Genomic DNA, 26234 nt, shown 5'->3' on the forward strand with positions numbered 1-26234 from the left:
CGGTCAGTCGATGTAGCGCTTGAGCAGATCGCCATACGCATCGATGCGGCGATCGCGCAGGAACGGCCAGATGCGGCGCACGTGTTCGCTGCGCTGCAGGTCGACGTCGCAGACCAGCACGGTCGGGTCCTGTCCGGCTTCGGCGATGAACTCGCCCTGCGGCCCCAGCACATGGCTGTTGCCCCAGAACTGGATGCCCGACGTGCCCAACGGCGAGGGCTCATGGCCGACGCGGTTGCACGACAGCACCGGCACCCCGTTGGCGACCGCATGGCCGCGATGGCTGAGCACCCAGGCATCGCGCTGGCGCTCCTGCTCGGGTTGCTGGTCATCCGGATCCCAGCCGATCGCGGTGGGGTAGAGCAGCAGCTCCGCACCGGCCAGCGCCATCAGGCGCGCCGCTTCGGGGTACCACTGGTCCCAGCACACCAGCACGCCGAGGCGGCCGACCGAGGTATCGATCGGCGCAAAGCCCAGATCGCCCGGCGTGAAATAGAACTTCTCGTAGAAGCCCGGATCGTCCGGGATATGCATCTTGCGGTACTTGCCGAGCAGGCGGCCGTCCTTTTCGAACACGACCGCGGTGTTGTGATACAGCCCGGCCGCGCGGCGCTCGAACAACGAGGCCACCAGCACCACGCCGTGCTGCTTGGCCAGCGCGCCCAGCCGCTCGGTGCTGGGGCCGGGGATCGGCTCGGCCAGCTCGAATTCGTCCACCGACTCGTGCTGGCAGAAATACGCACCGTTGTGCAGTTCCTGCAGCAGCACCAGCTTGGCGCCCTGAGCGGCGGCTTCGGCCACGCGCGATTCGATGATGGCCAGATTGGCCGCGGCGTCGCCGTGGTTGCGCTCCTGGATTAGCGCTACGGGAAGGAGATGACGGGTCATGGCGATTCGTCCAGCGAAGTGGCGCACTAAGGTAGCGCGCGATGGTGTAACACCGGCCTGCCGGCCGGAACAGGAGTGACTCAGGCAGCCAGCAGACCGGCGGGCAGCTGCATGGTCAGACAATGCAGGCTGCCGTTCTGCCAGATCAATGGGCGGCACGGCACCGGCACGATGACGTGCTGCGGAAACGCCTCGGCCAGCACCGCCTGCGCGCGCGCATCGGCCTTGTCGCCGTAAGCCGGCATCAGCACCGCCCCGTTGACGATCAGGAAGTTGGCGTACGAGGCGGCCAGACGCCGGCCCTGGTCCAGGATCGGCTCGGCCCACGGCAACACGAACAGCCGATACGGCTGCCCATCGGCCTTGCGCAACGCAGCCAGTTCGGCGCCCATCGCCTGCAGTTCGGTGTAATGCGAATCGCTGGCCACATCGCAGCCCTGGTAGACGATCGCATCCGGGCCGGCGAAGCGTGCCAGCGTATCGATATGCGCGTCGGTGTCGTCGCCTTCCAGATAGCCGTGATCCAGCCACAGCACGCGGTCCTGCGCCAGCCACGCGGCAAGATCGGCACTCAGCGAATCGCGTGTGCGCTGCGGATGCCGCTCGTGCAGGCACTTCCAGGTGGTCAGCAAGGTGCCCGCACCATCGGTCTCGATCGCGCCGCCTTCCAGCGCAAAGTCCACCGTCTGCACCTGCGAGGGCACGAATACCTGCGCCGCATCCAGCGAGGTGACCAGCTGATCGTCCAGGCTGGCCTCGAACTTGCCGCCCCAGCCGGTGAAGCGGAAATCCATCAGGCGGAAACCGCCGTCCTGGCGCAGTGTGATCGGGCCCGAATCGCGCAGCCAGGTGTCGTTGTAGGCCGCAACCACGAAGCGCACCTGCGCCATGTCCACCCGTGCCGAGCGCAGCCGCGCTTCCGCGTAGATCTGCAGGTCGTCATCGGCCACGCACACGATCACCGGCTCGAAGCGGGAAATCGCCGTGACCAGCGCGATATAGGTGTCTTCCACCTCGGCAAGACGCTCGGCCCAATCGGTACCCGCATGCGGCCACGCAATCAACACGGCGGACTGAGATTCCCACTCGGCAGGAAAGCGAACGCTATCGGTCATACCCAAAAATTACCCATCAATGCCCAGGCGAGCCCAGGCTGTTAATTCAAATCCCCGCACATGGATGTGCGGGCTCTTGCGAGGGACTCGCCTTAAGTTGGCTCTTGCGAGGGACTCGCCTCAAGTCGGCTCTTGCGAGGGACTCGCGTTGAATCGGCTCTTGCGAAGGACTCGCCTTACCGACTCGCAGTGATCGCTTCCCGCACACCATTGGATCAAATCACTGTTGCAGTCACCCTCCGATGGAACCCGAACAACCCGCGATCATTTGATCGGCGGCTTGGGCCCGATCTCGTTGGCATCGGCCTGGTTGGCCACCACGTCGATCACCCGGCTCTTTTCGAAGTACACGGTGAAGGCCGGATATACCCAGCGATGGATCGTCGGCCACTGGCGCTTCTGGCCACCGCGCGGCGCCAGCTTTTCCTGCGGCGCGCCATAACGGCCTTCGACCTGGCTCATGCTGTCGCCGCGCAAGGGCAGGGCAGCGGCAGGCTTCTGCTGTGCGCGGTCGATCAGCAGCGTATCGGCCGACGCAGCGGCACTGATCCCCATCAGCGCGATCAGCGGCAGGACAAACAAACGGTTGCGCATGTCATCTACTCCCCAGTGGACAAGATTCGGATGGTGATTACAGCAAAACCAGGGCCAGCGTGCTTGCCGATCGGTGGTACACAACGCTGCGGCGTATTGCCTGCCAGCGCACCCGTCACGCGGAGCCGGCCGGGCATCCGCGCAGTTCAGCCTGCATCAGGCAATCGTCGGCGTGAAGGATCGGCCAAGAAAAAGCCGCCCGGAGGCGGCTTTCTCGGGTCTTGCACGCGCGGCGAAAGCTTAGCGCTGACGCGCCTTGAAACGCGGGTTCGACTTGCAGATCACGAAGACCTTGCCGCGGCGGCGGACCACCTTGCAGTCGCGGTGACGGGTCTTCGCAGACTTCAGGGAGGACAGGACTTTCATGGCACACCTCGGCGTAAACGGTTGGATTCGATGGAAGAGTGCCCGCAATCGAGGGTGCACCCGGAATTAAGCCGGCAATTCTAACCGGCTTTTCGTCGTGCTTTCAAGTGGTTGCATCGCAATCCCCGCGAGCGGCGCTACACTACCGCCTGATGACCTTCCGGAAACCTGAATGACCGACCTTTCGCCCGTCCTTACCATCGATGGTCCCTCCGGCGCCGGCAAGGGCACCGTGAGCCGGATCGTGGCCGCCCGGCTGGGCTGGCATTACCTCGATTCGGGCGCACTGTATCGCGCGGTGGGCGTGGCAGCGAGCTGGGCCGATCTGGATGTCTCCGATCCGGCCGCGCTGGTGCGCTGCACCTTCGACACCAGGGTGGAGTTCGACGATGCCGGCGAGGCAGGGCTGCGGGTGCTGGTCAATGGCGTGGACGCCACCGGCGAACTGCGCCTGGAGACCACCGGCGCGCTGGCCTCGGCGATTGCGGCCATTCCCGAGGTGCGCAGCGCGTTGAAGGAACGCCAACGCGCATTCAGGCAGGCCCCCGGCCTGGTCGCGGACGGGCGCGACATGGGCACGGTGATCTTCCCCGATGCTGCCTTCAAGGTGTTTCTGACCGCCAGTGCCGAAGAACGTGCGGGCCGTCGCCATAAACAGTTGATGGAAAAGGGTGTTTCGGTTATCTTCGACGACCTGCTGCGCGAGATCATGGCTCGAGATGCCCGTGATGCGCAGCGGGTGGTGGCGCCATTGCGGCCGGCCGAAGACGCCGTGCTGATCGATACCAGCGGAATGGGGATCGAGGATGTCGTCCAGCGTGTGGTCGGGTTGTTGACCGTTCGCACGTCGTCGTAAGCGTTCCGCAAGCGGGCATGTCCCGCCGACCGTAAGGCGTTCCAAGGCTCCGTCGCACATCCCGTGTGGCGGTTCTACTACTACTTAACCGACTCGCTGTCCGGAGTCGACCAACAGGCTGGGCGCTTGGCATCTGTCGCATTCGACGATCAACGCCCGTGTGTTCAACTGAGTAAAATTCAAATGACAGAATCTTTTGCTGAACTGTTCGAAGCCAGTCAAGCCAATCTGGCGAAGCTGAAGCCGGGCTCCATTGTCACCGGTACCGTCGTGGAAGTGCGCGGCGACGTGGTGGTGATCAACGCTGGCCTGAAGTCCGAAGGCATCGTGCCGATCGAGCAGTTCCGTAATGACGCTGGCGAGATCGATGTCGGCGTAGGCGACCAGGTCAAGGTTGCCCTCGATTCCATCGAGAACGGCTTCGGTGAGACCGTGCTGTCGCGCGAGAAGGCCAAGCGCGCAATGGTGTGGGACGAGCTGGAAGAGGCGTTGGAAAAGAACGAAACCATCACCGGCCGCATCAGTGGCAAGGTCAAGGGTGGTTTCACCGTGGACATCAAGGATGTCCGCGCGTTCCTGCCTGGTTCGCTGGTGGATGTGCGCCCGGTGCGCGACCCGGCCTACCTGGAAGGCAAGGAACTCGAGTTCAAGCTGATCAAGCTGGACCGCAAGCGCAACAACGTGGTGGTCTCGCGTCGTGCCGTGGTCGAGAGCGAGCACTCGGAAGAGCGCGAGCAGCTGATGGACAAGCTGCAGGAAGGCGCGATCCTGAAGGGTGTCGTCAAGAACCTGACCGATTACGGCGCGTTCGTGGACCTGGGCGGTATCGACGGCCTGCTGCACATCACCGACATGGCCTGGAAGCGCGTGCGCCATCCGTCCGAAGTCGTCAACGTCGGCGACGAGCTGGACGTGCGCGTGCTGAAGTTCGATCGCGAGCGTAACCGCGTCAGCCTCGGCCTGAAGCAGCTGGGCGAAGATCCGTGGGACAACATCGCACGTCGTTACCCGGCCAACAGCCGCGTGTTCGGCAAGGTCTCCAATGTCACCGATTACGGCGCATTCGTCGAGATCGAGCCGGGCGTCGAAGGTCTGGTGCACGTCTCCGAGATGGATTGGACCAACAAGAACGTCAACCCGTCCAAGGTTGTGCAGGTGGGTGACGAAGTCGAAGTGATGGTGCTGGATGTCGACGAGGAGCGTCGCCGCATCTCGCTGGGCATGAAGCAGGTTGCCGCCAATCCGTGGGAAACCTTCGCTGCCACCCACAAGAAGAACGACAAGGTGTCCGGTCAGATCAAGTCGATCACCGACTTCGGCATCTTCATCGGTCTGGACGGCGGCATCGACGGTCTGGTCCACCTGTCCGACATCAGCTGGAACACCACCGGCGAAGATGTCGTGCGCAACTACAAGAAGGGCGACACGCTGGAAGCCGTTGTGCTGGCAGTCGATCCGGAACGTGAGCGCATCAGCCTGGGCGTCAAGCAGCTGGAGCAGGATCCGTTCGGCCAGTACATGGCGTCCAACCCGAAGGGTTCGAAGGTCGAAGGCGTGGTGCGTGAAGTGGATGCCAAGGGCGCCACGATCGACCTGGCCGACGGCATCGAAGGCTACGTCGCTGCACGCGACATCGCCAACGAGCGTGTGGACGACGCGACCCAGCACCTGAAGGTCGGCGACAAGATCGAAGCCAAGTTCGTGGGCATGGACCGCAAGGGCCGCACCCTGCAGCTGTCGATCAAGGCCAAGGACGATGCCGAAATGCGCGAAACGCTGGAGGAATATCAGTCTTCGGCCGCATCCGGTGGCATGACCCAGCTGGGCGCGCTGCTGCGTGCACAGTTGAACAGCAACAAGTCCGAGTAAGCGCGTAGCGCTCGCAAGAGCGTGATGGATCGGCCCGGGCTTGCCCGGGCCGATTCCGATGTGTCAGTCGAAAAAAGCAAGTCTTCCCATGACCAAGTCCGAATTGATTGAAATCCTGGCGCGACGTCAAGCGCATCTGAAGGCGGACGACGTGGATCTGGCAGTCAAATCGCTGCTGGAAATGATGGGGCAGGCGCTCTCCGATGGTGATCGGATCGAAATCCGCGGGTTCGGCAGCTTCTCGCTGCATTACCGCCCGCCACGTCTTGGCCGTAATCCGAAGACCGGCGAGTCGGTCGCGTTGCCGGGCAAGCATGTTCCGCATTTCAAGCCTGGCAAGGAATTGCGCGAGCGTGTCAGCTCCGTGGTCCCGGTCGATCTGCTGGATGCGGCTGACTGAGGTCATTCTGCCGCTGCGTTTATGTCGGCTCGGTTAAGCTAAGCCTCTTTCGACGGAGTCTGGCCATGAAGGTGTTTCGCTTGCTGGTGATGTTGGCCTTCCTGCTGGTCGGTCTGATTATCGGTGCGGTCAATTCCCAGGACGTCACTCTCGACTTCCTTTTCTCTAGTGTGCACACGACCTCCGGAATCGCGATCATCGTCGCGCTGCTGGTTGGTGTGTTGATCGGCGCCGGCATGGTGCTGGTCAGTGTGGTCATTCCCCTCTATTCCAAACTGCGCCAGGCCAACAAGGCGGTTGCAGTCAGTCGCGCCGACGCCAGGCCCATTGCGCCTGCCGCAGTCGAGCCGCGCCCCTTTGATGGACTGTAAGCGCGTATGGACTTTCTGACCGAGTGGATCTGGTTCTTCCTGTTCGTGCCGTTGGCAGCGCTGGGGGGCTGGGTCGTTGGCCGCCGCGGTGGTCAACGCCACGGCGATACCCAGGTCAGTCGCCTGTCCAGCACCTACTTTCGTGGCCTGAACTATCTGCTCAACGAGCAGCCGGACAAGGCGATCGAGCTGTTTCTGCATATCGCCGAACTGGACAAGGAAACCTTCGAGACCCAGGTCGCGTTGGGGCATTTGTTCCGCCGTCGCGGTGAGGTCGACCGCGCGATCCGGCTGCATCAGGGCCTGGTGCAACGCGCCGACCTGACCGATCAGCAGCGGGTGCAGGCCTTGCTGGCGCTGGGCGAGGACTACATGAAGTCCGGCCTGCTGGATCGCGCCGAGACCGTGTTCACCGAACTGGCGCAACTGGATCAGCGTGCGCCGCAGGCGCTGCGTCACCTGATCGGCATCTATCAGGCCGAGCGCGACTGGGAAAAGGCGATCGACAACGCCACCCGTTACGAAGAAGTCACCGGCGAGCCGATGGGCAAGCTGATTTCGCAATTCGAGTGCGAGCTGGCCGACCGCTATCGTGGCCTGAGCAAGCCCGACGAAGCATTGCAGGCGATCGCGCGCGCCTACCAGGCCGATGGCACCTCGGTGCGCGCCGGCATTCTGGAGGGACGCATCGAAGCCGAGCGCGGACACGACGAAGCGGCAGTGCGCGCGTTCGAGCGCGCTGCGCGGCACGATCCGGAATACCTGCCGGAGATCATTCCCGCATTGATGGCGGCCTATCGCCGGGTCGGCGATATCGCCGGCGCACGTAATTTCCTGTCCGAGATGACCGAGCACTATCGCGGCATCGCCCCGGTGCTGGCATTGACCCAGTTGATGGAAGCCCAGGACGGTGTGGCACCTGCGTTGGCCTACCTGGGCCGCCAGCTCAAGGACCGGCCCTCGGTCCGCGGCGAATCGGCGTTGATCGACCTGACCCTGGCCGAAGGCAGCGACCCGGTCGGCACCTTGCAGGACCTCAAGCACATCACCGACCAGTTGCTGGTGCGCAACCCGAGTTACCGCTGCACCCGCTGCGGCTTCGGCGCCAAGACCCATCACTGGCAATGCCCGAGTTGCAAGGAATGGGGCACGGTCAAGCCGCTGTTGAACTACGCGGTGGTCTGATGCCGCAGGTCTGGCTGTGGTGGTGTCTGTTGCACCTGACGGTCGCGGCACTGGGAACCTGGTTGTTGCGACGTTACGCGCTGCATCGGCGGCTGCTCGATCATCCGGGTGAACGCCGCAGCCATGTGGTCGCGACCCCACGTGGCGGTGGCATGGCAATCGTGGCGGCGCTGCTGTCCGGGTGCGTGGCAGCCGGCGTGATCTGGCCGGCTGCAGGCCCGATTCTTGGTTGGTTCGCGGCCGGGCTGGTGCTGGTGGCTGGCGTGGGTTGGTGGGACGACCATCGTCCGCTCTCGGCCAGGCTGCGTTTTGCGATCCACCTATTGGCGTCGGTCATGCTGGGCTGGCTGGTCAGCCATTACACCGGCAGGCTCTGGGATGGCGTGCTCACCGCCATGGCGTCGGTAGTGTTGATCAACGTCTGGAACTTCATGGACGGCATCAACGGCCTGGCCAGCAGCCAGGCGGCCCTGGCCGCGCTGGCGTTTGCTGCGGTCTCGCCTGGTGCCTGGGCCTGGGCCGGTCTTGCCGTCGCCGCGTCCTGCCTGGGATTTTTGCCGTTCAACTTTCCGCGTGCGCGCATCTTTCTGGGTGATGGCGGCAGTGGCGCGTTGGGATATGTGCTGGCTGCATTGCTCGCACTCACGGTAGCGAGCGGGCAGGTAAGTTGGTGGATCAGTTGGTTGCCATTGACAGCATTTCTTGTAGACGCCGGCTTCACGCTGCTGTCTCGCATGCTCGCCGGGCAACGGTGGTGGGAGCCACACGCCCAACATCTCTATCAGCGTCTGGCACGCAGGCTTGAGACGCACGTTCCGGTAACCGGTATTTATTTCGCTTTCAGCGTCGCCGTCGTCTGCTTGTATGTGTTACTTCGTCATGATGCAACTTGGCTGCAGGTATCCGGAGCCCTGGTATGGGGACTGGGTGCCACCGCAATCTGGCATTTCCTGCGCGATGGATTGCGCAATTCCTGAGTAACGGACTTTTATGATTTCCTGGCGTGATCGTTTGACCAAGGCCCTGCCGCAAGCAGCGGTGGTGCTGCATGACCTGTTGATGGTGTGGGTGTGCTGGCAGTTGCTGCATGCAGGCCGCTACTCCATGCTGCGCGAGGCTCCCGATCTGCCGTTATGGGATTGGCGCACCGCGGTGGTCCTGGTCGCGCAAGGCCTGGTGTTCTGGAAGATGGGCCTGTATCGCGGGCTGTGGCGATTCGCCTCGGTGCCGGACCTGTGGAACATCTTCAAGTCGAGTTTTCTCGGCTTGGTCGCGATTGTGCTGGCGCTGTCCTATGACCGCCTGGACGGAGTGCCGCTGTCGGTGCTGGTCGTCTATCCCTTTGCCTTGTCCGCGCTGCTGGGCACGCCGCGGCTGCTGTATCGCGCCTGGAAGGATTACCAGATCGCGCACTCCGGCGATGCTGCGCAACGCGTCTTGATCCTTGGCGCAGGCCGTGCCGCCGAAGGTCTGGTCCGTGATCTGCGCCGCACCGGCGCATTCGTGCCGGTCGGCTATCTGGACGATGCCAACAATCTGCATGGCGCCAAGATCCAGGGCCTGAATGTGCTGGGCAACCTGGACCAGGCTGCAGCCATCGCCAAGGAGACGGCGGCCAAACTGCTGGTCATCGCGATCCCGTCGCTGGATGCCTCGGGCATGCAGCGCGTGGTGGCCATCTGCGAAAGTACCGGGCTGCCGTTCCGCATGGTGCCCAAGCTGATCAACGTGCTGGAAGGGCGCTCGCTGCCTGGCGAACTGAAAGAAGTCGCGATCGAGGACCTGCTCAACCGCAAGCCGGTTACCCCGGATTGGCGCCTGATTCGCGACTGGTTGACCAACAAGACGGTGATGGTGACCGGCGCGGGTGGTTCGATCGGCTCGGAGGTCTGCCGCCAGTGCGCCCGGCACGGTGCGCGCCGCATCGTGCTGCTGGAGATCGATGAGCTGGCGTTGCTGACCGTCGATTCGGACCTGCGTCGGTTGTTCCCCGATATCGAGGTGGTGCGCGTGCTTGGCGATTGCGGCGATCCGGCGGTGGTCGCGCATGCCTTGAACACCGCGCTGCCGGATGCCGTCTTTCATGCCGCCGCCTACAAGCAGGTGCCGCTGCTGGAAGAACAGTTGCGCGAGGCGGTACGCAACAACGTGCTGGCCACCGAAAACGTGGCGCGCGCTTGCCAGCGCGCACGCATCGAGACCTTTGTCTTCATCTCCACCGACAAGGCGGTCGAGCCGGTCAACGTGCTGGGCGCGAGCAAGCGCTATGCGGAGATGATCTGCCAGAGCCTGGACGCGCGCGATGCGCCAACGCGCTTCATCACCGTGCGTTTCGGCAACGTGCTGGATTCGGCCGGCAGTGTGGTGCCGTTGTTCCGTGAGCAGATCCGCCAGGGCGGCCCGGTCACGGTGACCCATCCGGATGTGACGCGTTACTTCATGACCATTCCAGAAGCCTGCCAGCTGGTGGTGCAGGCCGCGGCCTCTGCCTCGCATGGTGCGATCTATACGCTGGACATGGGTGAGCCGGTGCCGATCCGCCTGCTCGCCGAGCAGATGATCCGTCTTGCCGGCAAGCAACCCGGCAAGGATGTGGCGATCCTCTATACCGGTCTGCGTCCGGGCGAGAAGCTGCACGAAACCCTGTTCTATTCCGACGAAGACTATCGCCCCACCGCGCATCCCAAGATTCTGGAAGCCGGTGTGCGCGAGTTCTCGCACGAGCAGGTGTTGCAGCTGGTGACGCGCTTGCGTGAGGCGGTTAACCGCTATGACATCAAGGCGATGGAGACTGTGCTGGGCAGTCTGATGCCGGATTTTGCGGCTGCTCGACGGAAAGTCGACGCGCGATCTGATACGGTCGTTCCATTCCCCGCACGTGAGGTCAGAAGACTTTAATGAGCAAGCGTATTCGCAAGGCCGTATTCCCCGTCGCAGGTCTTGGGACCCGCTTTCTTCCGGCAACCAAGACGGTGCCGAAGGAAATGCTGCCAATCATCGACAAACCTTTGATCCAGTACGCCGTCGACGAGGCCATCCAGGCCGGTTGCGACACGCTGATCTTCGTGACCAATCGCTACAAGCACTCGATCGCCGACTACTTCGACAAAGCCTACGAGCTGGAGCAAAAGCTCGAGCGCGCCGGCAAGCTCGAACAGCTGGAGCTGGTGCGACATGCCTTGCCGGAAGGCGTGCGCGCCATTTTCGTGACGCAGGCCGAAGCGCTCGGTTTGGGTCACGCCGTGCTGTGTGCCAAGGCCGTGGTCGGTGACGAGCCGTTTGCGGTGTTGCTGCCGGACGACCTGATCTGGAACCGGGGCGCCGGTGCGCTGACCCAGATGGCCGATGTGGCAGAAGCCTCGGGCGGCAGCGTCATCGCCGTGGAGGATGTGCCGCACGACAAGACCGCCAGCTACGGCATCGTGGCCACCGATGCGTTCGATGGTCGCAAGGGGCGCATCAACGCCATCGTCGAAAAGCCCAAGCCGGAAGTGGCACCGAGCAATCTGGCCGTGGTCGGCCGGTATGTGCTCAACCCGAAGATCTTCGAACTGCTCGAAGAGACCGGCGCCGGTGCCGGTGGCGAAATCCAGCTGACCGATGCGATTGCCGGACTGCTGCAGCAGGAAACCGTCGACGCCTACCGCTTCGAGGGCCGTCGTTTCGATTGCGGCGCGCATATCGGCCTGATCGAGGCCACCGTGCATTTCGCGCTCGAGCACGAAAAGCATGGCGGGCCGGCCAAGGAAATCCTGCGCACCGCATTGGCCGAGGCCGACGCGCGCGGCTGATTGCCTGGCCATCGCCTGCATCCACGAACGACGCCATCCGGCGTCGTTCGTTGTTTGGGGCCTCGCTGGGCGAGAACGCCGTACCACTGGCTGATCGACACGTCAGGCGGCTTTGCTAGCGTGGCACGCTGGTGCAAGTCCGTGGTACGCGCCTGCGGCTAGAATCCTCGGCATGAGCCAGCCTACCGAATCCAGCGAACTGATCAACGTGGTGGCCTTGCTGGGCGCTGCCGTGGTCGCCATCCCGGTGTTCCGACGTCTGGGCCTGGGTTCGGTACTGGGTTATCTGGCCGCGGGTCTGGCGATCGGTCCGTTCGGCCTCGGCCTGTTCGATGACCCGCAGGCGATCCTGCACGTGGCCGAGTTGGGCGTGGTGATGTTCCTGTTCGTGATCGGGCTGGAAATGCGGCCGTCCCACCTGTGGAGCCTGCGCAAGGAGATCTTCGGCCTGGGGACGCTGCAGATCGCAGTGTGCGCGCTGGTGCTGACCGGCATCGGCCTGTTGCTCGGCTTCGCGCCGCCGGTGGCATTCGTGGCCGCATCCGGCTTCGTGCTGACCTCCACGGCGGTGGTGATGCAGTTGCTGGCAGAGCGGGGCGATGTCGCCTTGCCGCCGGGTCAGAAGATCGTGGCGATCCTGGTGTTCGAGGACTTGTTGATCGTGCCGCTGCTGGCGATCGTGGCCTGGATGGGCGCCAGCGGCGACCCGCAGGCGGCGACGCAGCGCTGGCATGACATCGGCATCGGTCTGGCCTGCATCGTCGGCCTGGTGGTGGCGGGGCGCTGGCTGCTCAATCCCTTGTTCCGCATCCTGGCCGCGTCCAAGGCGCGCGAGGTGATGACGGCGGCGGCCTTGCTGGTGGTGCTGGGCGCGGCGCTGTTGATGCAGGTCGGTGGGCTGTCGATGGCGATGGGCGCGTTTCTGGCCGGTGTGCTGCTGTCCGAATCCACTTTCCGGCATCAGATCGAGGCGGATATCGAGCCGTTCCGCGGCATCCTGCTGGGGCTGTTCTTCCTGGGCGTCGGCATGAGCCTGGACCTGCGTGTGGTTGCGGCAGACTGGCGGCTGATCGTTGCCGGTGTGCTGGCGCTCATGCTCGGCAAGGGCGTGTGCATCTACGTGGTGGCGCGGCTGATGCGCAGCGACCATCGCCAGGCGCTGGATCGTGGCGTGCTGATGGCGCAGGGCGGCGAGTTCGCCTTCGTGCTGTTCGCGGCAGCATCGGCGTCCGGCGTCATCGACGCGCAGGTCAACGCCAGCCTGACCGCGATCGTGGTGTTGTCGATGGCGCTGACGCCGCTGTTCGTGCTGTTGCAGCGACGGCTGACGCCGGCCGCCCAGCCGTCGCTGGAAGGCGTGGAAGCCGTCAGTGGCCAGACCGGCAGCGTACTGATCATCGGGTTCGGGCGCTTCGGGCAGGTTGCCAGCCAGTCGCTGCTGGCGCGCGATGTGGATGTGACCATCATCGATAACGACATCGAGATGATCCAGAGCGCGGAACAGTTCGGCTTCAAGATCTACTACGGCGACGGCACCCGGCTCGATGTGCTGCATGCCTCCGGTGCGCACAGCGCACGCGCGATCGCGATATGCATCGACAACCGCGAGGCGGCCAATCGCATCGTCGAGCTGGCAAGGCGCGAGTTCCCGCACGCCAGGTTGCTGGTGCGCTCGTTCGACCGTGAGCATTCATTGCAGTTGGTCGCTGCCGGGGTGGACTACCAGATTCGCGAGACCTTCGAGTCGGCGGTGGCGTTCGGGCAGGCGGCCCTGGTCGAGCTGGGCGTGGACGAGGACGAGGCGGTCACCATCGCGCGCGCGATCCGGCGTCGCGATGCCGAGCGGTTCGAACTGGAGATTGCAGCCGGCAATACGCGTGCCGGTGCGGTGGCAGGGCTGATGTACGGCAATCTCACGCCCACCGTGCCCAAGCCCACGCCGTTCACCCCGCCGCGGCGGGAGAGCCGCACGCTCAATCCCGATGCGGTACCGCAGGCCACTCAGCCCGAAGCCGTGACCCGCGACTGAGTCGTGTGTGGCTGGCGAGCACCGCAGCGGGTTCGGCGCTGGGATTGCCTCGGCTGGTCGAGAAAAAACCTGGGGTGATAGAGCGGCCAGCACCAAGCTGCCGGCCTGAGCTGACAAGTCGACCGGCTCAGCCGTGCCGGCGTTGAGCGGCCGCGAAGGCTTCCAGTTGCTCGGGCGTGGCGTCTTTCTGGTGCTGCTGTTTCCAGTCGGCAAACGGCATACCGTAGACCGCTTCGCGTGCCTGCTCCTTGCTCATCGGCTGGCCGTGCGCTTCGGCGGCTTCGCGGTACCAGTCGCCCAGGCAGTTGCGGCAGAAGCCGGCCAGGATCATCAGATCGATGTTCTGCACATCCGGGCGCTGCTGGTTGAGATGCTGCAACAGACGGCGAAATGCGGCCGCTTCGATGGACGTGGTGATGGAATCGGGTGTCGAGGTGGTGTCGGTCATGACGGAATCGGGGACAATAGACGGCCTTCGACTCTACACCTGACGCCCCATGACCGTTTCCGCGCCAGCTGCCTCTGCTCCGGCCCGCCTTCTCGATGGTCGCCGCATCGCCGAGGAACTGCTCGACGGGCTGAAGCTGCGCGTGGATGCGCGCCTGGCCGCCGGCAAGACGCGCCCCGGGCTGGCGGTGGTGCTGGTCGGCGGCGACCCGGCCTCGTCGGTGTATGTGCGCAACAAGCGGCGTGCCGCGGAAAAGGTTGGCATCGAGGCCTTCGATTACGACTTGCCGCAGGGCACCAGCGAGGCGGAGTTGGCGCGGCTGATCGACCAGCTCAATGCCGATTCCAAGATCCACGGCATCCTGATCCAGCTGCCGTTGCCGGGCATCCCCGATGCCAATCGCCTGATCCAGCGCATTGATCCGCGCAAGGACGTCGACGGCTTCCATCCGCAGAATGTCGGGCACCTGGCGCTGCGCGAGTTCGGCCTGCGTCCGTGCACGCCGCGCGGCATCGTGACCTTGCTGGGGCACACCGATCAGCCGGTGCGCGGCCGCAACGCGACCATCGTGGGCGTGAGCAATCACGTCGGCCGGCCGATGGGCCTGGAGCTGCTGATCGCCGGTTGCACGGTCACCAGCTGCCACAAGTTCACCCCGCCCGAGGTGCTGGAAGCCAGCGTTCGCAATGCCGACATCCTGGTGGTGGCGGTCGGTCGCCCGGGCCTGATTCCGGGCGAATGGGTCAAGCCGGGCGCAGTGGTGATCGATGTCGGCATCAATCGGCTGGACGACGGCCGCCTGGTCGGCGATGTCGGTTTCGACGCAGCGGTGCAACGTGCGGCCTGGATCACGCCGGTGCCGGGTGGAGTCGGGCCGATGACGGTCGCCACGCTGATGCAGAACACGCTGGAAGCGGCCGACGCGGCTGGCTGAGGCGCGCGTAACGCTGCATTGCAGTCGCGTTGTGTCTTCGTGAAGGCTTTCAGGGTAAAATGCCGCGCTTCCCCAAACTCGGGTCCGCCGATGCTCCGCATCCAGGCTGAAGCTCTCACCTACGACGACGTTTCCCTCGTCCCCGCTCATTCGATCGTCCTGCCCAAGGACGTCAGCCTGGAAACCCGGCTGACCCGCGATCTGCGCCTGAAGCTGCCGATTCTCTCGGCCGCGATGGACACAGTGACCGAGCACCGCCTGGCGGTGGCCATGGCCCAGCTGGGCGGCATCGGCATCATCCACAAGAATCTGACCCCTGCGCAGCAGGCCGGCGAAGTGGCCCGGGTCAAGAAATTCGAATCCGGCGTGATCACCGAGCCGTTCACGGTGAGCCCGGACACGACCATCGGCGAGGTGCTCAAGCTGACCCGCGCGCGCAACATCTCCGGCGTGCCGGTGGTGGATGGCAGCGAACTGGTCGGCATCGTCACCAGCCGCGACATGCGCTTCGAGAAGAAGCTCGACGATCCGGTCCGCCACATCATGACCAAGAAGGATCGCCTGATCACCGTGCGCGAAGGCGCCAGTGACGAGGAAGTGCTGGAGCTGCTGCATCGCAACCGCATCGAAAAGATCCTGGTGGTCAACGACAGCTTCGAGCTGCGCGGCCTGATCACGGTCAAGGACATCCAGAAGAAGACCGACAACCCCAACGCGGCCAAGGACGGTTCCACGCGCCTGCTGGTCGGCGCGGCGGTCGGCGTGGGCGGCGACACCGAGCAGCGCATCGAACTGCTGGCGGCGGCCGGCGTGGACGTGGTCATCGTCGATACCGCGCACGGCCATTCGCAGGGCGTGATCGATCGCGTGGCCTGGGTCAAGAAGGCGTATCCGCAGCTGCAGGTGATCGGCGGCAACATCGTCACCGGCGATGCCGCGCTGGCACTGATGGACGCCGGTGCCGATGCGGTCAAGGTCGGCGTGGGCCCCGGGTCGATCTGCACCACGCGCGTGGTCGCCGGTGTCGGCGTGCCGCAGATCACCGCGGTGGACATGGTCGCCGAGGCGCTGCAGGACCGCATTCCGCTGATCGCCGATGGCGGCATCCGCTATTCGGGCGACATCGGCAAGGCGCTGGTCGCCGGCGCCTCCACGGTGATGGTCGGCGGCCTGTTCGCCGGCACCGAGGAAGCCCCGGGCGAGGTCGAGCTGTTCCAGGGCCGCAGCTACAAGAGCTACCGCGGCATGGGCAGCCTGGGCGCGATGGAGAAGGGGTCCAAGGACCGCTATTTCCAGGATTCCAGCGATGCCGACAAGCTGGTGCCGGAAGGCATCGAAGGGCGCGTGCCGTACCGCGGCCCGGTCGGTGGCATCGTCCATCAGCTGATCGGCGGCCTGCGCGCCACGATGGGCTATGTGGGCTGCGCGACCATCGAGGAAATGCGCACCAAGCCGAAGTTCGTCACCATCACCGGTGCCGGCCAGCGCGAAAGCCATGTCCACGACGTGCAGATCACCAAGGAACCGCCGAATTACCGCATGGGCTGATGCCTCTGCGTGAATGGGGAATCGGGAGTCGGGAATCGATGAACCAGCGTCTGCGCCGCTTTGCCCATTCCCGATTCCCCGTTCCCGATTCCCGGCGCCAATGACCAACATCCACAGCGACAAGATCCTCATCCTCGATTTCGGCGCGCAGTACACCCAGCTGATTGCGCGGCGTATCCGTGAGATCGGGGTGTATTGCGAGATCTGGGCCTGGGATCATGACCCGTCGGAGATCGCCAGTTTCGGCGCCAAGGGCATCATCCTGTCCGGTGGTCCAGAGTCGACCACCTTGCCGGGTGCGCCGGTCGCGCCGCAGGAAGTGTTCGACAGCGGCTTGCCGGTGTTCGGCATCTGCTACGGCATGCAGACGCTGGCAGCGCAGCTGGGCGGCGCGACCGAGGCGGCGGACCAGCGCGAATTCGGTCATGCCGAAGTCGATGTGGTGGCCGCCGATGCCTTGTTCGCAGGGCTGACCGATCATGCCGGCGCATCGCGTCTCAATGTGTGGATGAGCCACGGCGACCACGTGTCGCAGGTGCCGCCGGGCTTCACCGTCACCGCGGTGACCGACCGCATCCCGGTGGCGGCGATGTCCAACGAGGACAAGCGCTGGTACGGCGTGCAGTTCCATCCCGAGGTCACCCACACGTTGCAGGGCCAGACCTTGCTGCGCCGCTTCGTGGTCGATGTCTGCGGCTGCCAGACGCTGTGGACGGCGGCCAACATCATCGACGACCAGATCGCGCGCGTGCGCGAGCAGGTGGGCGATGACGAAGTGATCCTGGGCCTATCCGGCGGCGTCGATTCGTCGGTGGTCGCCGCGCTGTTGCACAAGGCGATCGGCGACAAGCTGACCTGCGTGTTTGTCGATACCGGCCTGCTGCGCTGGCAGGAAGGCGACCAGGTGATGGCGATGTTCGCCGAGCACATGGGCGTGAAGGTGATCCGCGTCAATGCGGCCGATCGTTACTTTGCCAAGCTCGAAGGCGTCAGCGACCCGGAAGCCAAGCGCAAGATCATCGGCAACCTGTTCGTGGACATCTTCGACGAGGAATCCAACAAGCTGGCCAATGCCAAGTGGCTGGCGCAGGGCACGATCTACCCGGACGTGATCGAGTCGGCCGGCAGCAAGACCGGCAAAGCGCACGTGATCAAGAGCCACCACAACGTCGGTGGCCTGCCCGAGCACATGAAGCTGGGCCTGGTCGAGCCGTTGCGCGAATTGTTCAAGGACGAAGTGCGCCGCCTCGGTGTCGAACTCGGCTTGCCGCGCACGATGGTGTACCGCCATCCGTTCCCGGGCCCCGGCCTGGGCGTGCGCATCCTGGGCGAAGTGAAGCGCGAGTACGCCGAGCTGCTGGCCAAGGCCGATGCGATCTTCATCGACGAACTGCGCAAGGCCGATCTGTACGACAAGACCAGCCAGGCGTTTGCGGTGTTCCTGCCGGTCAAGTCGGTCGGTGTGGTCGGCGATGCACGCGCCTACGAATGGGTGATCGCACTGCGCGCGGTGGAGACCATCGACTTCATGACCGCGCACTGGGCGCACCTGCCGTACGATTTCCTAGGCACGGTGAGCAACCGCATCATCAACGAACTGCGCGGCGTCTCGCGCGTGGTCTACGACATCTCCGGCAAGCCGCCGGCGACGATCGAGTGGGAGTGACATCAGGTTTTCGGTGACTGTCGCCAGTCGTCGAAAAGATGACGCAAGTATCGATGATGGTGAAATAGTCCGGGTGCGCATGCGCCCGGACCCCGCCGTTGGCGGGGGAGGGTGAGGCGTGCTGCACTTAGGTACGTTCGACCTTCGCGGATGATGGGATGCTGGCCTGCGCTCGTGCTGTTGCTGGATGACAGGACCGTGCCCTAGACGCGCGGGCTGCGTCAGGTCTCTGCGTCAAACAAGACCACATAGCGGGATACCCTGCGCTCGACGAAGCGTTTCGACCAGAGCCGCAGTCATGCCTGCACGATCCGCACGGCTTCGACAAGCAGGATCGCCATGCACCGCACGCGCCTCGCCCAATGCCTAAACTGCAGCGACACCACCGTCGACGAAAAGCTCATGGCCGGCGACAAAGCTGCTCTCGCTGGATGCCAGGAAGAGGACTGCCCGTGCTACCTCGTTCGGTTCGGCCAACCGCCCGAGCGGAACACTCTTGCTCAGCGCCTCTTCAACTTCGGGCTGCGAATCGAGGTAGCTGCGTATCAGGCGCGTCTGCGTGCCACCAGGCGAGACGACGTTTACGCGGATGCCTCGCTCCTTGAGGTCGGTGGTCCAGCTTCGGGCAAACGAGCGCACCGCGGCCTTGCTGGCGTTGTAAAGAGACTGGCCTGGCAGGCCCTTGCTGCCGGCGATGGAGCCGTTGAGGACGATAGCGCTGCCCGCAGTCATCAGCGGTAGCGCTTTTTGCACGGTGAACACCATGCCTTTCACATTGACGTCGAAGGTCGTGTCGAAATGCGTAGCGTCGATCGCATCGAGGGAGACGACCTCGTAGATGCCCGCATTGGCGAACACGACATCGACCTTGTGGTGATCGCGTTGGATCTGCTCGTAAAGCCGAGCGACGTCGCCGGAGTTGGTGACATCGCCTTGCACACCGACTGCTTCGTGGCCGATCTCCTTCACGGCCTCGGTAAGTGCGTCCTGCCGACGCCCGGTGATGTACACGTGCGCGCCTTCCATTGCGAACAGCTTCGCCGTTGCCAGGCCGATGCCGTCGCTGCCCCCGGTGATCACCACCACTTTGTCTTCGAAACGGTTCGTCATCTTCCGGTGCCTTCTTCAAATATGGAGGATTGCTCCACTTATGATATGGAGGTAACCTCCAGTTGACAAGAGAGGGAGGAAACGTGTGAGTGACGAACCTGCCCTTCGGGCTGACGCGCAGAAAAATCGGGAACTCATCCTTTCTGCAGCTGAAGCGCTTTTTCTGGAAAAAGGAGCTGGTGTCCCGCTCGAGGAAGTTGCCAGGCGCGCAGGTGTCGGCATCGGTACGCTTTATCGTCGCTTTCCCACGCGCGAGGCACTGTTAGCCGCGACCAGCAACGAGCGTTTCCTGTCGCTGGCGCAAGCCAGCCGTGCGCGCGACCGAGACCTTGCTCCAGGCGAGGCGGTACGCGCGTACCTGGAAGAACTTGCCAGGAACACGAGCATTTATCAGAGTCTTGCTGCTTCGATCGGAGCTGTTATCCAATGCGGGACGCCCGGCTGTCATGCGATCACCGCGGAAGGGCGCCGGCTGCTTCAGCGCGGGCAGGACGCGGGTGCGATCCGTGGCGACGTCACGTATGAGGACTTCATCTGCGTGGTGACTGCCATCTCCCTTGCAGTCGAAAATGACCAATCATCGAAATCGCGTATCGGGCATTTCGTCGACTTGTTCTTGAATGGCATAAGCGTGAAAAGTCTGGATTAGCCAGCGATAATTCCGCTATCTCCGCACGAGTGGGCGCGAAAAAAACCGCGCAATGCGCGGTTTGATCCTGGATCCACTGCAGTTGCCTGTCAGCGCAGCTTGGCCAGCGCCACGCGCGCATCGGCCATGAACTTCTGTGTTTCCTGCGGCGTGGAGAGGTTGGCGCCCAGCTGATTTAGCACTTGTTCGATGTCGCTCGATGCGTCCCAGGCTTCGTCGCAGAGCATACCCGCGATCGGGCCGAGATAATTCAGCGCGACTTTTTCCAGTGCATCGCGGACGCGCTCGTCGGGTGGGGAGCCAGCGCCTGCAGGTGCTGCGTTCGGTGCGGCGACCGGCGTTGCGGCGGCCGGTGCCGGAGCCGCTGCAACCGCTGCAACCGCTGCCCGCGGCGGTGCCGGTGCACCACCCAGATCCTGTTCGAAACCGCCCATCAACCATTGCCGCGAATCATCGCTCAGCAGCGAGGGCTTGCCCATGCCGGCGCCGGGGTCGGCCTGGAAGCGGGCCTTGGCCGCATTGACCATGGTGAGGCGTTGCACCGCCTCGTCATTGCGCAGCATGCGGAACACCACTTCCTCGATCTGCCCGGCGTTGAGGCGGATGATGCAGGAGTGGTTCTCCTCGGTGACGATGAACAGAAAGCCGGACGCCTTCTTCAGTGCCAGCGCCTTGAGTTCGCGCAGGACCTCGATCAGCGGACGGAATTCAGTGGACATGGCGTCTTCCTTGCATCATCTGGTACGGAGTGGGTGCGCGCAGCTCAGCGTTTGCTGAGCCGCTCCATGGCCAGCCGGACACTGTTGGACAGGCGGGAGATGGCGCGCGCCAGGGTACCAATTTCATCCTTGAGGTTGACCTCGTCGATGGTGTGGTTCCACTTGCCCAGGCTCAGCTCTTCGGCCACGGTGGTCAGGTGCTGGATCGGGCGCAACACGCGGCTCCAGATCAACGCCCACTGCAGGCCGAGCAACAGCGCACACACCAGCAGGCCGATGCCGGCGATCCACAGCGACTGGCGCACGATCACGCCATTGACGTCGCTCTTGGGATAAGCCGAAACCAGGGTGAAGCCCCAATCGGGCACTTCCTGCTTGGTGACGACCCAGTCGTTGGGCGTTTCCTTGACGATCCGCTCGATGGTGGCGGTGTCGGTGGTGGCACCGGTGGTGGACTGGAAGCGCAGCTTGTTCTTGCTGTCGAACACGGCGATGAAGCCGGAGTCGAGCACGCGACGGCTGCTGACCACGTTTTCCAGCGCCTGGGTGTCGGCCTTGTAGCCGACGTACCAGGCACCGATCACGCGCTTGTCGTTGCCGGCGAAGATCGGCTCGTAGCCGGTGACGTACGGATTGCCGAGGATGTCGACCACGCCGTAGAAGCTTTCGCCGTTGCGCAGCTTGGCGGCGGCCTGGCCGTTGGGATCGAGCACGGTGCCGATGGCGCGGCTGCCGTCGTCCTTCTTGACGTTGGTGGAGATGCGCACGAAGTCATCGCCGGTACGCGAGAACAGCGTGGCGGTGCCTTCGTGGATGGCGGTGACATCGTCGAGCATGTCGAAGACGTTGGCCTGCGCCTTCTGGCCCAGCAGCAGGTCGTTGGCGCTGCGCTCGCCCACGCGCACTTCGTTGCCGACGCTGGCGGCGCCGTGTGCGTTGGCTTCCTTGCGCAGCTGGCGCATGGAGGAATTGACGCGATCGAGCATCATCGCGCGGGTGACCGAGAACAGGGTCTGCAAGGACACCGACTGGCGCTCGATCGCGTCGCCGGTCTCGAACTTGACCCGGTTCGCTTCGGTAATGGCCAGAATGACCGTCAGTGCCACCACCACGACCAGCACCAAGGCCAGCACCGGCAACAGCAGGCGCACCCGCAAAGAGTGACGAAGCATCGCAATTCCCCTGAACGCGTTTAGTGATTGGATCGAACGCCGTCGCAGCCCCCCGGCAGCGGTCGGACCTAGCCGTTATCGGCTGTTGCGCATGATGCTGAAGCGGCCCCCACGCCGCTGGCGGTGCATACGATAGCTCAAGCCGATCGATTTGACAGTGCGCGTCGATCGCATTGTGCGCCTTGCGTTCAAGAATGATGGATCGGGTTACAGAGTTCGGGCTGGCGGGCGCGGTGGGCGGCAAGATGGGCTAGCCCTCCAGGGGCGATCCATCGCGGTGCCGTCGGTGAGCCGGCCGATGCGCGCGGTGGCGTCTTGGTGTCGCGCCTGCCGTTGCCGCGCTACCGCGATGACCGGATGCAGCGGTGTTTGAAGAGCGACCTGCGCTTGCGATCTGCCTGGTCGCAGGCGGCTCAGGTTTCCAGCGACAGGATTCCCCGGCGCAGGGCAACGGTGACCGCATGGGTGCGATCGCGCACGCCGAGCTTGGCCAGGATGTTCTTCATATGCGCCTTGACCGTCTCTTCGGAAATGCTCAAGGCATTGCCGATCTGCTTGTTGGAGCATCCAGTGGCCACCAGGCTCAGTACCTCCGTCTCGCGGGCGGATAGCGCGTCGTCGAGCACGTGGGCGGCGATGTTTTCGGCCACCGACGCAGGAACATGCCGCCGCTGGCCGCGGCGCACGTCGCGAATGGTGTCGACCAGCTCGCGGCGCAGCGCGCTCTTGAGCAGATAGCCGCAGGCGCCGGCCTGCAGTGCGCGCACCGCACGCACATCGCCCGTATAGGTGGTCAACACGATGACCTTGGCGGCGGGGTCGACACGGCGGATGCGCTGGATGGCTTCGACGCCATCCACGCGCGGCATCTGCAGATCCATCAGCACCACGTCCGGGCGCAGGCTGGCGTAGCAGGCCACGGCCTGTTCGCCGTCTTCGGCTTCGCCGACCACACGCATGTCGTGCTCGGCGGCGAGCATGGCACTGAGACCGTCGCGCAGCAGCGGATGATCGTCTACCACCAGCACGTCGGTCGGTTTGACCATCTCAGCCATTGGAGCTCTCCGTGGATCGTGCAGGTCGAAATCGCCACCACCAGCGCGGTGGCGTCGCATAGGCGGTGCGGGCCGGAAGCGTGATCTGGATTGCGGTGCCGCTGCCTGGACGCGACCACAACTGCATCTTGGCGCCGATGCGTTTGGCGCGTTCCTGCATGCCGGTCAGCCCCCAGTGGCCGGTGCGTGCATGCCCATGCAGCACGTCCGGATCCAGGCCGCAGCCATCGTCGCGGATGCGCAGCACGAAGTCACGTGAACCGTAACGCAGTTCCAGCGCGATGCGCGCGGCGCCTGCATGGCGATCGGCATTGGCCAATGCTTCGCGGCCAAGCTGGAACACTTCGTCGGCCACCATCGGACGCAGCGCCACCGGGCGTCCTTCGACCGACACCTGCAGTTCGGCAGACGGCGGTGGCATGGTGGCCTCGCGTGCGCGCTGCAGTGCGGCGGCCAGATCCTGGCGCAGCGAATAACTGTCGCGCAGGCCGTTGACGCGGTCGCGGCCTTCGACCAGCGCATTCTCGGCCAGGTCGACCGCCTGTTCGAGCTCCAGCCGCCGCGGGTCGTCCTGCGGCAACGAGCGGCTGGCGGCATGTAGCCGCAGGATCAGGCCTTGCGTGCCCTGCAACAAGGTGTCGTGTAACTCGCGCGCGATGCGTTCGCGTTCGCGGTAGCGCTCTTCCAGGCGTGCACGCAGGCGTCCGGCAATACGCCGGGTGCGCATGCGCCACAGCATCGCAAGCGTCAGCAGCAGGGCGATCGCAACGCACATCTTGAATTGCCAGGTTTGCACGAAGGCCGCTTCGATGACGAAATCCAGCGTGTCGCCGCGCGCGTTCCACACGCCATCGTTGTTGGCGGCGGCAATGCGGAAGCGGTAACGGCCGGGCGCGAGGTTGGTATAGAACGCCTCGTTACGGTTGCCGGCGTCCTGCCATTGCGCGTCCACGCCCTCCAGCCGGTAGCGGAAGCGCACGCGTTCGGGCCGGGTCAGGCTCACAGCGTCGTAGCCGATGCGCAGGCGGTGCGTCCACTTGGGCAGGCGCAGCCCGGCGGTGCGCGGGTAGGGACGGTCGTCGGCGACCACGTCGTTGATGAAGACCTCCGGCGCGGTGGGGTTGCGGTAGGTCTGTTCCGGGTCCAGCCAGGCCAGGCCCTGGTTGGTGGTGAACCACAACAGGCCGTCGTCGGCGGCGATGGCCGTGGGGACCGGTGTGGCCTGCTGGGCGACACCGGGCAACCCGTCCATGATGTCGTACAGGCGCAGCGCCGGGCTGACCAAGCCCGATTGCACGCTCTGTAGCAGCGCACGTTGAGCGATCTGCACCACGCCGCGGTTGCCGTTCAACCACAGCGTGCCGTGCCGGTCCTGCACGATGCCGGTGATGCCCTGCAGGAGCGGATTGGTCTGATCGGCCACTTGCCGGAACCGGCCGTCGGCGCCCAGCGCTGCCAGCCCGGTTTCGCCGGCGACCAGCGTGAGCGACGGGCCTTGCCAGATGGCGGTGATCGGCCCCACCGACAGGCCATTTTCTGCGCTGTAGCGCGTCACCTGCCGGCCCTGCAGCAGGCGCGCATCGCCCTTGATGGTGCCCACCCACAGGCCGCCATCGCGCGTATTGGCGAGCACCGTGCACGGGCTATCCTGCAGATCGGGCAGCGGCTGCCAGGCGTTGCCGTCGAAAGCGTAGGGGCCGCCGGCATCCGGGCAGATCCAGGGATGGTTGCGGTTGTCCACGACGAAGGCGCGGATGGCGCCGGTCGCCAGGCCGAGCGGCAGCGCCACCGGTTGCACGCGGCCGACCTGCAGACGTAGCAAGGCGTGCTCGCCAAGCACCCAGCCATTGGCGGTCGCCGGCACATCCAGGATGTGATGGGACGCACCACGCTGCAAACCTTCCACGCGATCGCGGCTCAAGGCCAGCAGCCGGCCATCGCGCAGGCTGGCCAGGAGCGGGCGTGCGGCGGTGCCCGGGGCGGGATTGAAGGTCGCCACGGCCATCGCCTGGCCCGGCAGCAAGGACGCCAACGGCAGCAACGCGCGATGTCGGAACCGGTTGAGGCCCAGATTGGTGCCGGCCCACAGATTGCCTTCGCGGTCCTCGAGCAAGGGGCCGGCAGTGGCCGAGGTCAGGCCTTGTACGGTTCCGAAGCGTTCCAGCACCGGCGTGGGCGATGTGGGCAGGGCGATCCGGAACAGGCCATGCGCCGCGTAGTCGCTGCCCCATAGCGCGCCATCGCGCATGAACCGGATGCGCCGCGCGAACAGCCCGGGAAATTGCAGCCGGGCACGGGCCGTGGCGGGCAGCACGTGGCCCTGCGCATCGGTCAACGCAAACACGCCGCGGTACGGGTCTGCGACCCAGATCGCTCCGCCCGGACTTTCGGCCATGGTGACGTAGAGACCCACCTGCTGGCCGCTGGGTTCGAAGCGTTTGGCGCCAGGCCGCAACGACAGAATCTGGGTACCGTCGCTGACCCAGAGCGTGCCGCGCACATCGCGCAGCAGCCAATGCGCGCGCTCGGCGGTGTAGCCCCAGTCGGCGCCTGCACGCTGCCAGCGTTGCCCGTCGAACCAGCACAAACCGCCATCGATGGCGGCCCACCAGCGCCCACTGCCGTCGTGCTCAATGCGGAACACCATGCCGGCGGGCACGTCCTTGCCCGGGCTGAAGTGCGTCAGGTGACCGTCGGCAACGCGGTCGATGCCGGCGTTGAAGTAGCCGATCCAGGCGGTATCGTCCGGCGCCAGCGCAAGCGTGGTCATGTTGTGCGACGCATAGGCCTCGCCATCCGGCGCCGCCTGCCGCGCGAAACGGTCGCCATCGAACTGAAACAGGCCAAATCCGGTCGCCAGCCACAATGGCCCGGCCTCGGCTTGCTGGATATCCCAGATATCGGCCGGTGCGCCGCGCTCGGTGCTCCAGGCGGTGTGGTGGAATTGCAGCAGCCCCGCACGCGTTGCGGCGATGCCTTGGGCGTACACGGGATTGCACGGCCACCCGCAACTGCACATCACAACGATCACCGCCGCGCACAGGCGCCAGAGCAGGTGGAATCGGATGGGGGGCTCGCGCGGCATTGCAGCATTGTCGGGCGAGATCGGGGCCAAGCACCACCACCTCTTTCGGGGGAGGCAGGTCGGGCAGGAAATCGGCTACGCATGGACCGGCATGTTGCGTGGGGTGCGTGCGTGTCGCTGCAATGCAGTGTGCGCCGAGCTGGATGCCATCGGTTGGCTGCAGCAGTAATAGCGCCGCCTTGTAGCGTGCCATTCGTGCGCTGGCGTCCGCTTGGTTTGCGTGTGGTGCGGGTGTCGGCTTGGACACTGCAAAGCGCGACAGAAACAACGGCGCGGTATCGCCGCTGCATCGGCGTGCATGCGCGGTGCATGCCATGGCGATGCACCCATGCGATCCCATGCGTGCTTGTGGCAGCACGCGTGTCGCTCACCCGAAAGAGTGAG

The 26234-nt window shown here is 64.7% G+C and carries 23 protein-coding genes; 13 read left to right on the plus strand and 10 right to left on the minus strand.

The window, feature by feature from the left end:
- Window positions 1-3: 3 nt before the first annotated feature.
- The 4 genes from DYQ94_RS11850 to ykgO all read right to left on the minus strand — a co-directional run bounded on the left by DYQ94_RS11850 (window position 4) and on the right by ykgO (window position 2963).
- Window positions 4-888: a carbon-nitrogen hydrolase gene (locus tag DYQ94_RS11850; RefSeq protein WP_160954530.1), complete on the minus strand. Its 885-nt coding sequence runs from the start codon at window positions 886-888 to the stop codon at window positions 4-6.
- A gap of 80 nt (window positions 889-968) precedes the next feature.
- Window positions 969-2003 (minus strand): agmatine deiminase family protein, encoded by a 1035-nt coding sequence (locus tag DYQ94_RS11855; RefSeq protein ID WP_102581598.1) that lies wholly within the window; start codon window positions 2001-2003, stop codon window positions 969-971.
- Window positions 2004-2267: 264 nt separating this feature from the next.
- Window positions 2268-2597, minus strand: a complete 330-nt coding sequence (locus DYQ94_RS11860; protein WP_039515118.1) for a hypothetical protein — start codon at window positions 2595-2597, stop codon at window positions 2268-2270.
- A gap of 240 nt (window positions 2598-2837) precedes the next feature.
- The gene (gene ykgO, locus DYQ94_RS11865; protein WP_005913193.1) at window positions 2838-2963 is read right to left on the minus strand and encodes a type B 50S ribosomal protein L36; all 126 of its coding nucleotides are present in this window, start codon (window positions 2961-2963) and stop codon (window positions 2838-2840) included.
- A gap of 172 nt (window positions 2964-3135) precedes the next feature.
- Here ykgO and cmk point away from each other — a divergent pair, with 172 nt between their 5' ends.
- The 9 genes from cmk to DYQ94_RS11910 all read left to right on the plus strand — a co-directional run bounded on the left by cmk (window position 3136) and on the right by DYQ94_RS11910 (window position 13464).
- Window positions 3136-3819, plus strand: coding sequence for a (d)CMP kinase (gene cmk, locus DYQ94_RS11870; protein WP_024939216.1), 684 nt, complete (start codon window positions 3136-3138; stop codon window positions 3817-3819).
- Between the two features lie 183 nt (window positions 3820-4002).
- Window positions 4003-5688 carry a 30S ribosomal protein S1 gene (rpsA, locus tag DYQ94_RS11875; RefSeq protein WP_016903550.1) on the plus strand — a complete coding sequence of 562 codons (1686 nt, stop codon included), beginning with the start codon at window positions 4003-4005 and terminating at the stop codon, window positions 5686-5688.
- 88 nt (window positions 5689-5776) lie between these two features.
- Entirely contained in the window at window positions 5777-6088 is a 312-nt protein-coding gene (locus DYQ94_RS11880) for an integration host factor subunit beta (RefSeq protein WP_016903549.1), read from the plus strand.
- Window positions 6089-6153: 65 nt separating this feature from the next.
- On the plus strand, window positions 6154-6459 hold the full coding sequence (locus tag DYQ94_RS11885) for a lipopolysaccharide assembly protein LapA domain-containing protein (RefSeq protein ID WP_024939214.1): 306 nt from the start codon (window positions 6154-6156) through the stop codon (window positions 6457-6459).
- Between the two features lie 6 nt (window positions 6460-6465).
- The gene (gene lapB, locus DYQ94_RS11890; RefSeq protein ID WP_016903547.1) at window positions 6466-7644 is read left to right on the plus strand and encodes a lipopolysaccharide assembly protein LapB; all 1179 of its coding nucleotides are present in this window, start codon (window positions 6466-6468) and stop codon (window positions 7642-7644) included.
- Window positions 7644-8621, plus strand: a complete 978-nt coding sequence (locus DYQ94_RS11895) for an MraY family glycosyltransferase (RefSeq protein ID WP_160954529.1) — start codon at window positions 7644-7646, stop codon at window positions 8619-8621. The genes lapB and DYQ94_RS11895 overlap by 1 nt, the downstream gene beginning before the upstream one ends.
- A gap of 13 nt (window positions 8622-8634) precedes the next feature.
- Window positions 8635-10542, plus strand: a complete 1908-nt coding sequence (locus tag DYQ94_RS11900; RefSeq protein WP_024939212.1) for a polysaccharide biosynthesis protein — start codon at window positions 8635-8637, stop codon at window positions 10540-10542.
- Window positions 10542-11435: a UTP--glucose-1-phosphate uridylyltransferase GalU gene (galU, locus tag DYQ94_RS11905; RefSeq protein ID WP_016903544.1), complete on the plus strand. Its 894-nt coding sequence runs from the start codon at window positions 10542-10544 to the stop codon at window positions 11433-11435. The genes DYQ94_RS11900 and galU overlap by 1 nt, the downstream gene beginning before the upstream one ends.
- A gap of 172 nt (window positions 11436-11607) precedes the next feature.
- Window positions 11608-13464, plus strand: coding sequence for a monovalent cation:proton antiporter-2 (CPA2) family protein (locus DYQ94_RS11910; RefSeq protein ID WP_160954528.1), 1857 nt, complete (start codon window positions 11608-11610; stop codon window positions 13462-13464).
- Window positions 13465-13591: 127 nt separating this feature from the next.
- Here the strand turns inward: DYQ94_RS11910 and DYQ94_RS11915 are convergent, their stop codons facing one another.
- Window positions 13592-13912 (minus strand): DUF1244 domain-containing protein, encoded by a 321-nt coding sequence (locus tag DYQ94_RS11915; protein WP_016903543.1) that lies wholly within the window; start codon window positions 13910-13912, stop codon window positions 13592-13594.
- 49 nt (window positions 13913-13961) lie between these two features.
- Between DYQ94_RS11915 and folD the strand changes: the two genes are divergently transcribed.
- From folD to guaA, 3 genes are all read left to right on the plus strand, one after another.
- A complete protein-coding gene (gene folD / locus DYQ94_RS11920; RefSeq protein WP_054591959.1) occupies window positions 13962-14846 on the plus strand; it encodes a bifunctional methylenetetrahydrofolate dehydrogenase/methenyltetrahydrofolate cyclohydrolase FolD in 885 nt (294 codons plus the stop codon).
- Between the two features lie 90 nt (window positions 14847-14936).
- Window positions 14937-16394 carry an IMP dehydrogenase gene (guaB, locus tag DYQ94_RS11925; protein ID WP_016903541.1) on the plus strand — a complete coding sequence of 486 codons (1458 nt, stop codon included), beginning with the start codon at window positions 14937-14939 and terminating at the stop codon, window positions 16392-16394.
- Window positions 16395-16494: 100 nt separating this feature from the next.
- Window positions 16495-18060 carry a glutamine-hydrolyzing GMP synthase gene (gene guaA / locus DYQ94_RS11930; protein ID WP_160954527.1) on the plus strand — a complete coding sequence of 522 codons (1566 nt, stop codon included), beginning with the start codon at window positions 16495-16497 and terminating at the stop codon, window positions 18058-18060.
- 366 nt (window positions 18061-18426) lie between these two features.
- On the opposite strand, the gene DYQ94_RS11935 is transcribed toward guaA, so the two are convergent.
- A complete protein-coding gene (locus DYQ94_RS11935; protein ID WP_160954526.1) occupies window positions 18427-19170 on the minus strand; it encodes an SDR family NAD(P)-dependent oxidoreductase in 744 nt (247 codons plus the stop codon).
- Between the two features lie 85 nt (window positions 19171-19255).
- On the opposite strand from DYQ94_RS11935, the gene DYQ94_RS11940 reads away from it, so the two are divergent.
- A complete protein-coding gene (locus tag DYQ94_RS11940) occupies window positions 19256-19819 on the plus strand; it encodes a TetR/AcrR family transcriptional regulator (RefSeq protein ID WP_024939198.1) in 564 nt (187 codons plus the stop codon).
- An 89-nt stretch (window positions 19820-19908) separates the two neighbouring features.
- On the opposite strand, the gene DYQ94_RS11945 is transcribed toward DYQ94_RS11940, so the two are convergent.
- From DYQ94_RS11945 to DYQ94_RS11960, 4 genes are all read right to left on the minus strand, one after another.
- Complete coding sequence (locus tag DYQ94_RS11945; RefSeq protein WP_102256639.1) at window positions 19909-20538, minus strand: DUF8082 domain-containing protein; 630 nt, start codon at window positions 20536-20538, stop codon at window positions 19909-19911.
- A gap of 44 nt (window positions 20539-20582) precedes the next feature.
- On the minus strand, window positions 20583-21710 hold the full coding sequence (locus DYQ94_RS11950; RefSeq protein WP_065031540.1) for a Cache 3/Cache 2 fusion domain-containing protein: 1128 nt from the start codon (window positions 21708-21710) through the stop codon (window positions 20583-20585).
- A 413-nt stretch (window positions 21711-22123) separates the two neighbouring features.
- Window positions 22124-22765 carry a response regulator gene (locus DYQ94_RS11955; protein WP_024939195.1) on the minus strand — a complete coding sequence of 214 codons (642 nt, stop codon included), beginning with the start codon at window positions 22763-22765 and terminating at the stop codon, window positions 22124-22126.
- The gene (locus DYQ94_RS11960; RefSeq protein ID WP_126966106.1) at window positions 22758-25850 is read right to left on the minus strand and encodes a triple tyrosine motif-containing protein; all 3093 of its coding nucleotides are present in this window, start codon (window positions 25848-25850) and stop codon (window positions 22758-22760) included. Before DYQ94_RS11960 ends, DYQ94_RS11955 begins: the two co-directional genes overlap by 8 nt.
- Window positions 25851-26234 lie beyond the last annotated feature (384 nt).

Origin of the sequence: Xanthomonas sp. LMG 8993, from assembly GCF_009835065.2 — a bacterium.
GTDB lineage: Bacteria > Pseudomonadota > Gammaproteobacteria > Xanthomonadales > Xanthomonadaceae > Xanthomonas > Xanthomonas arboricola.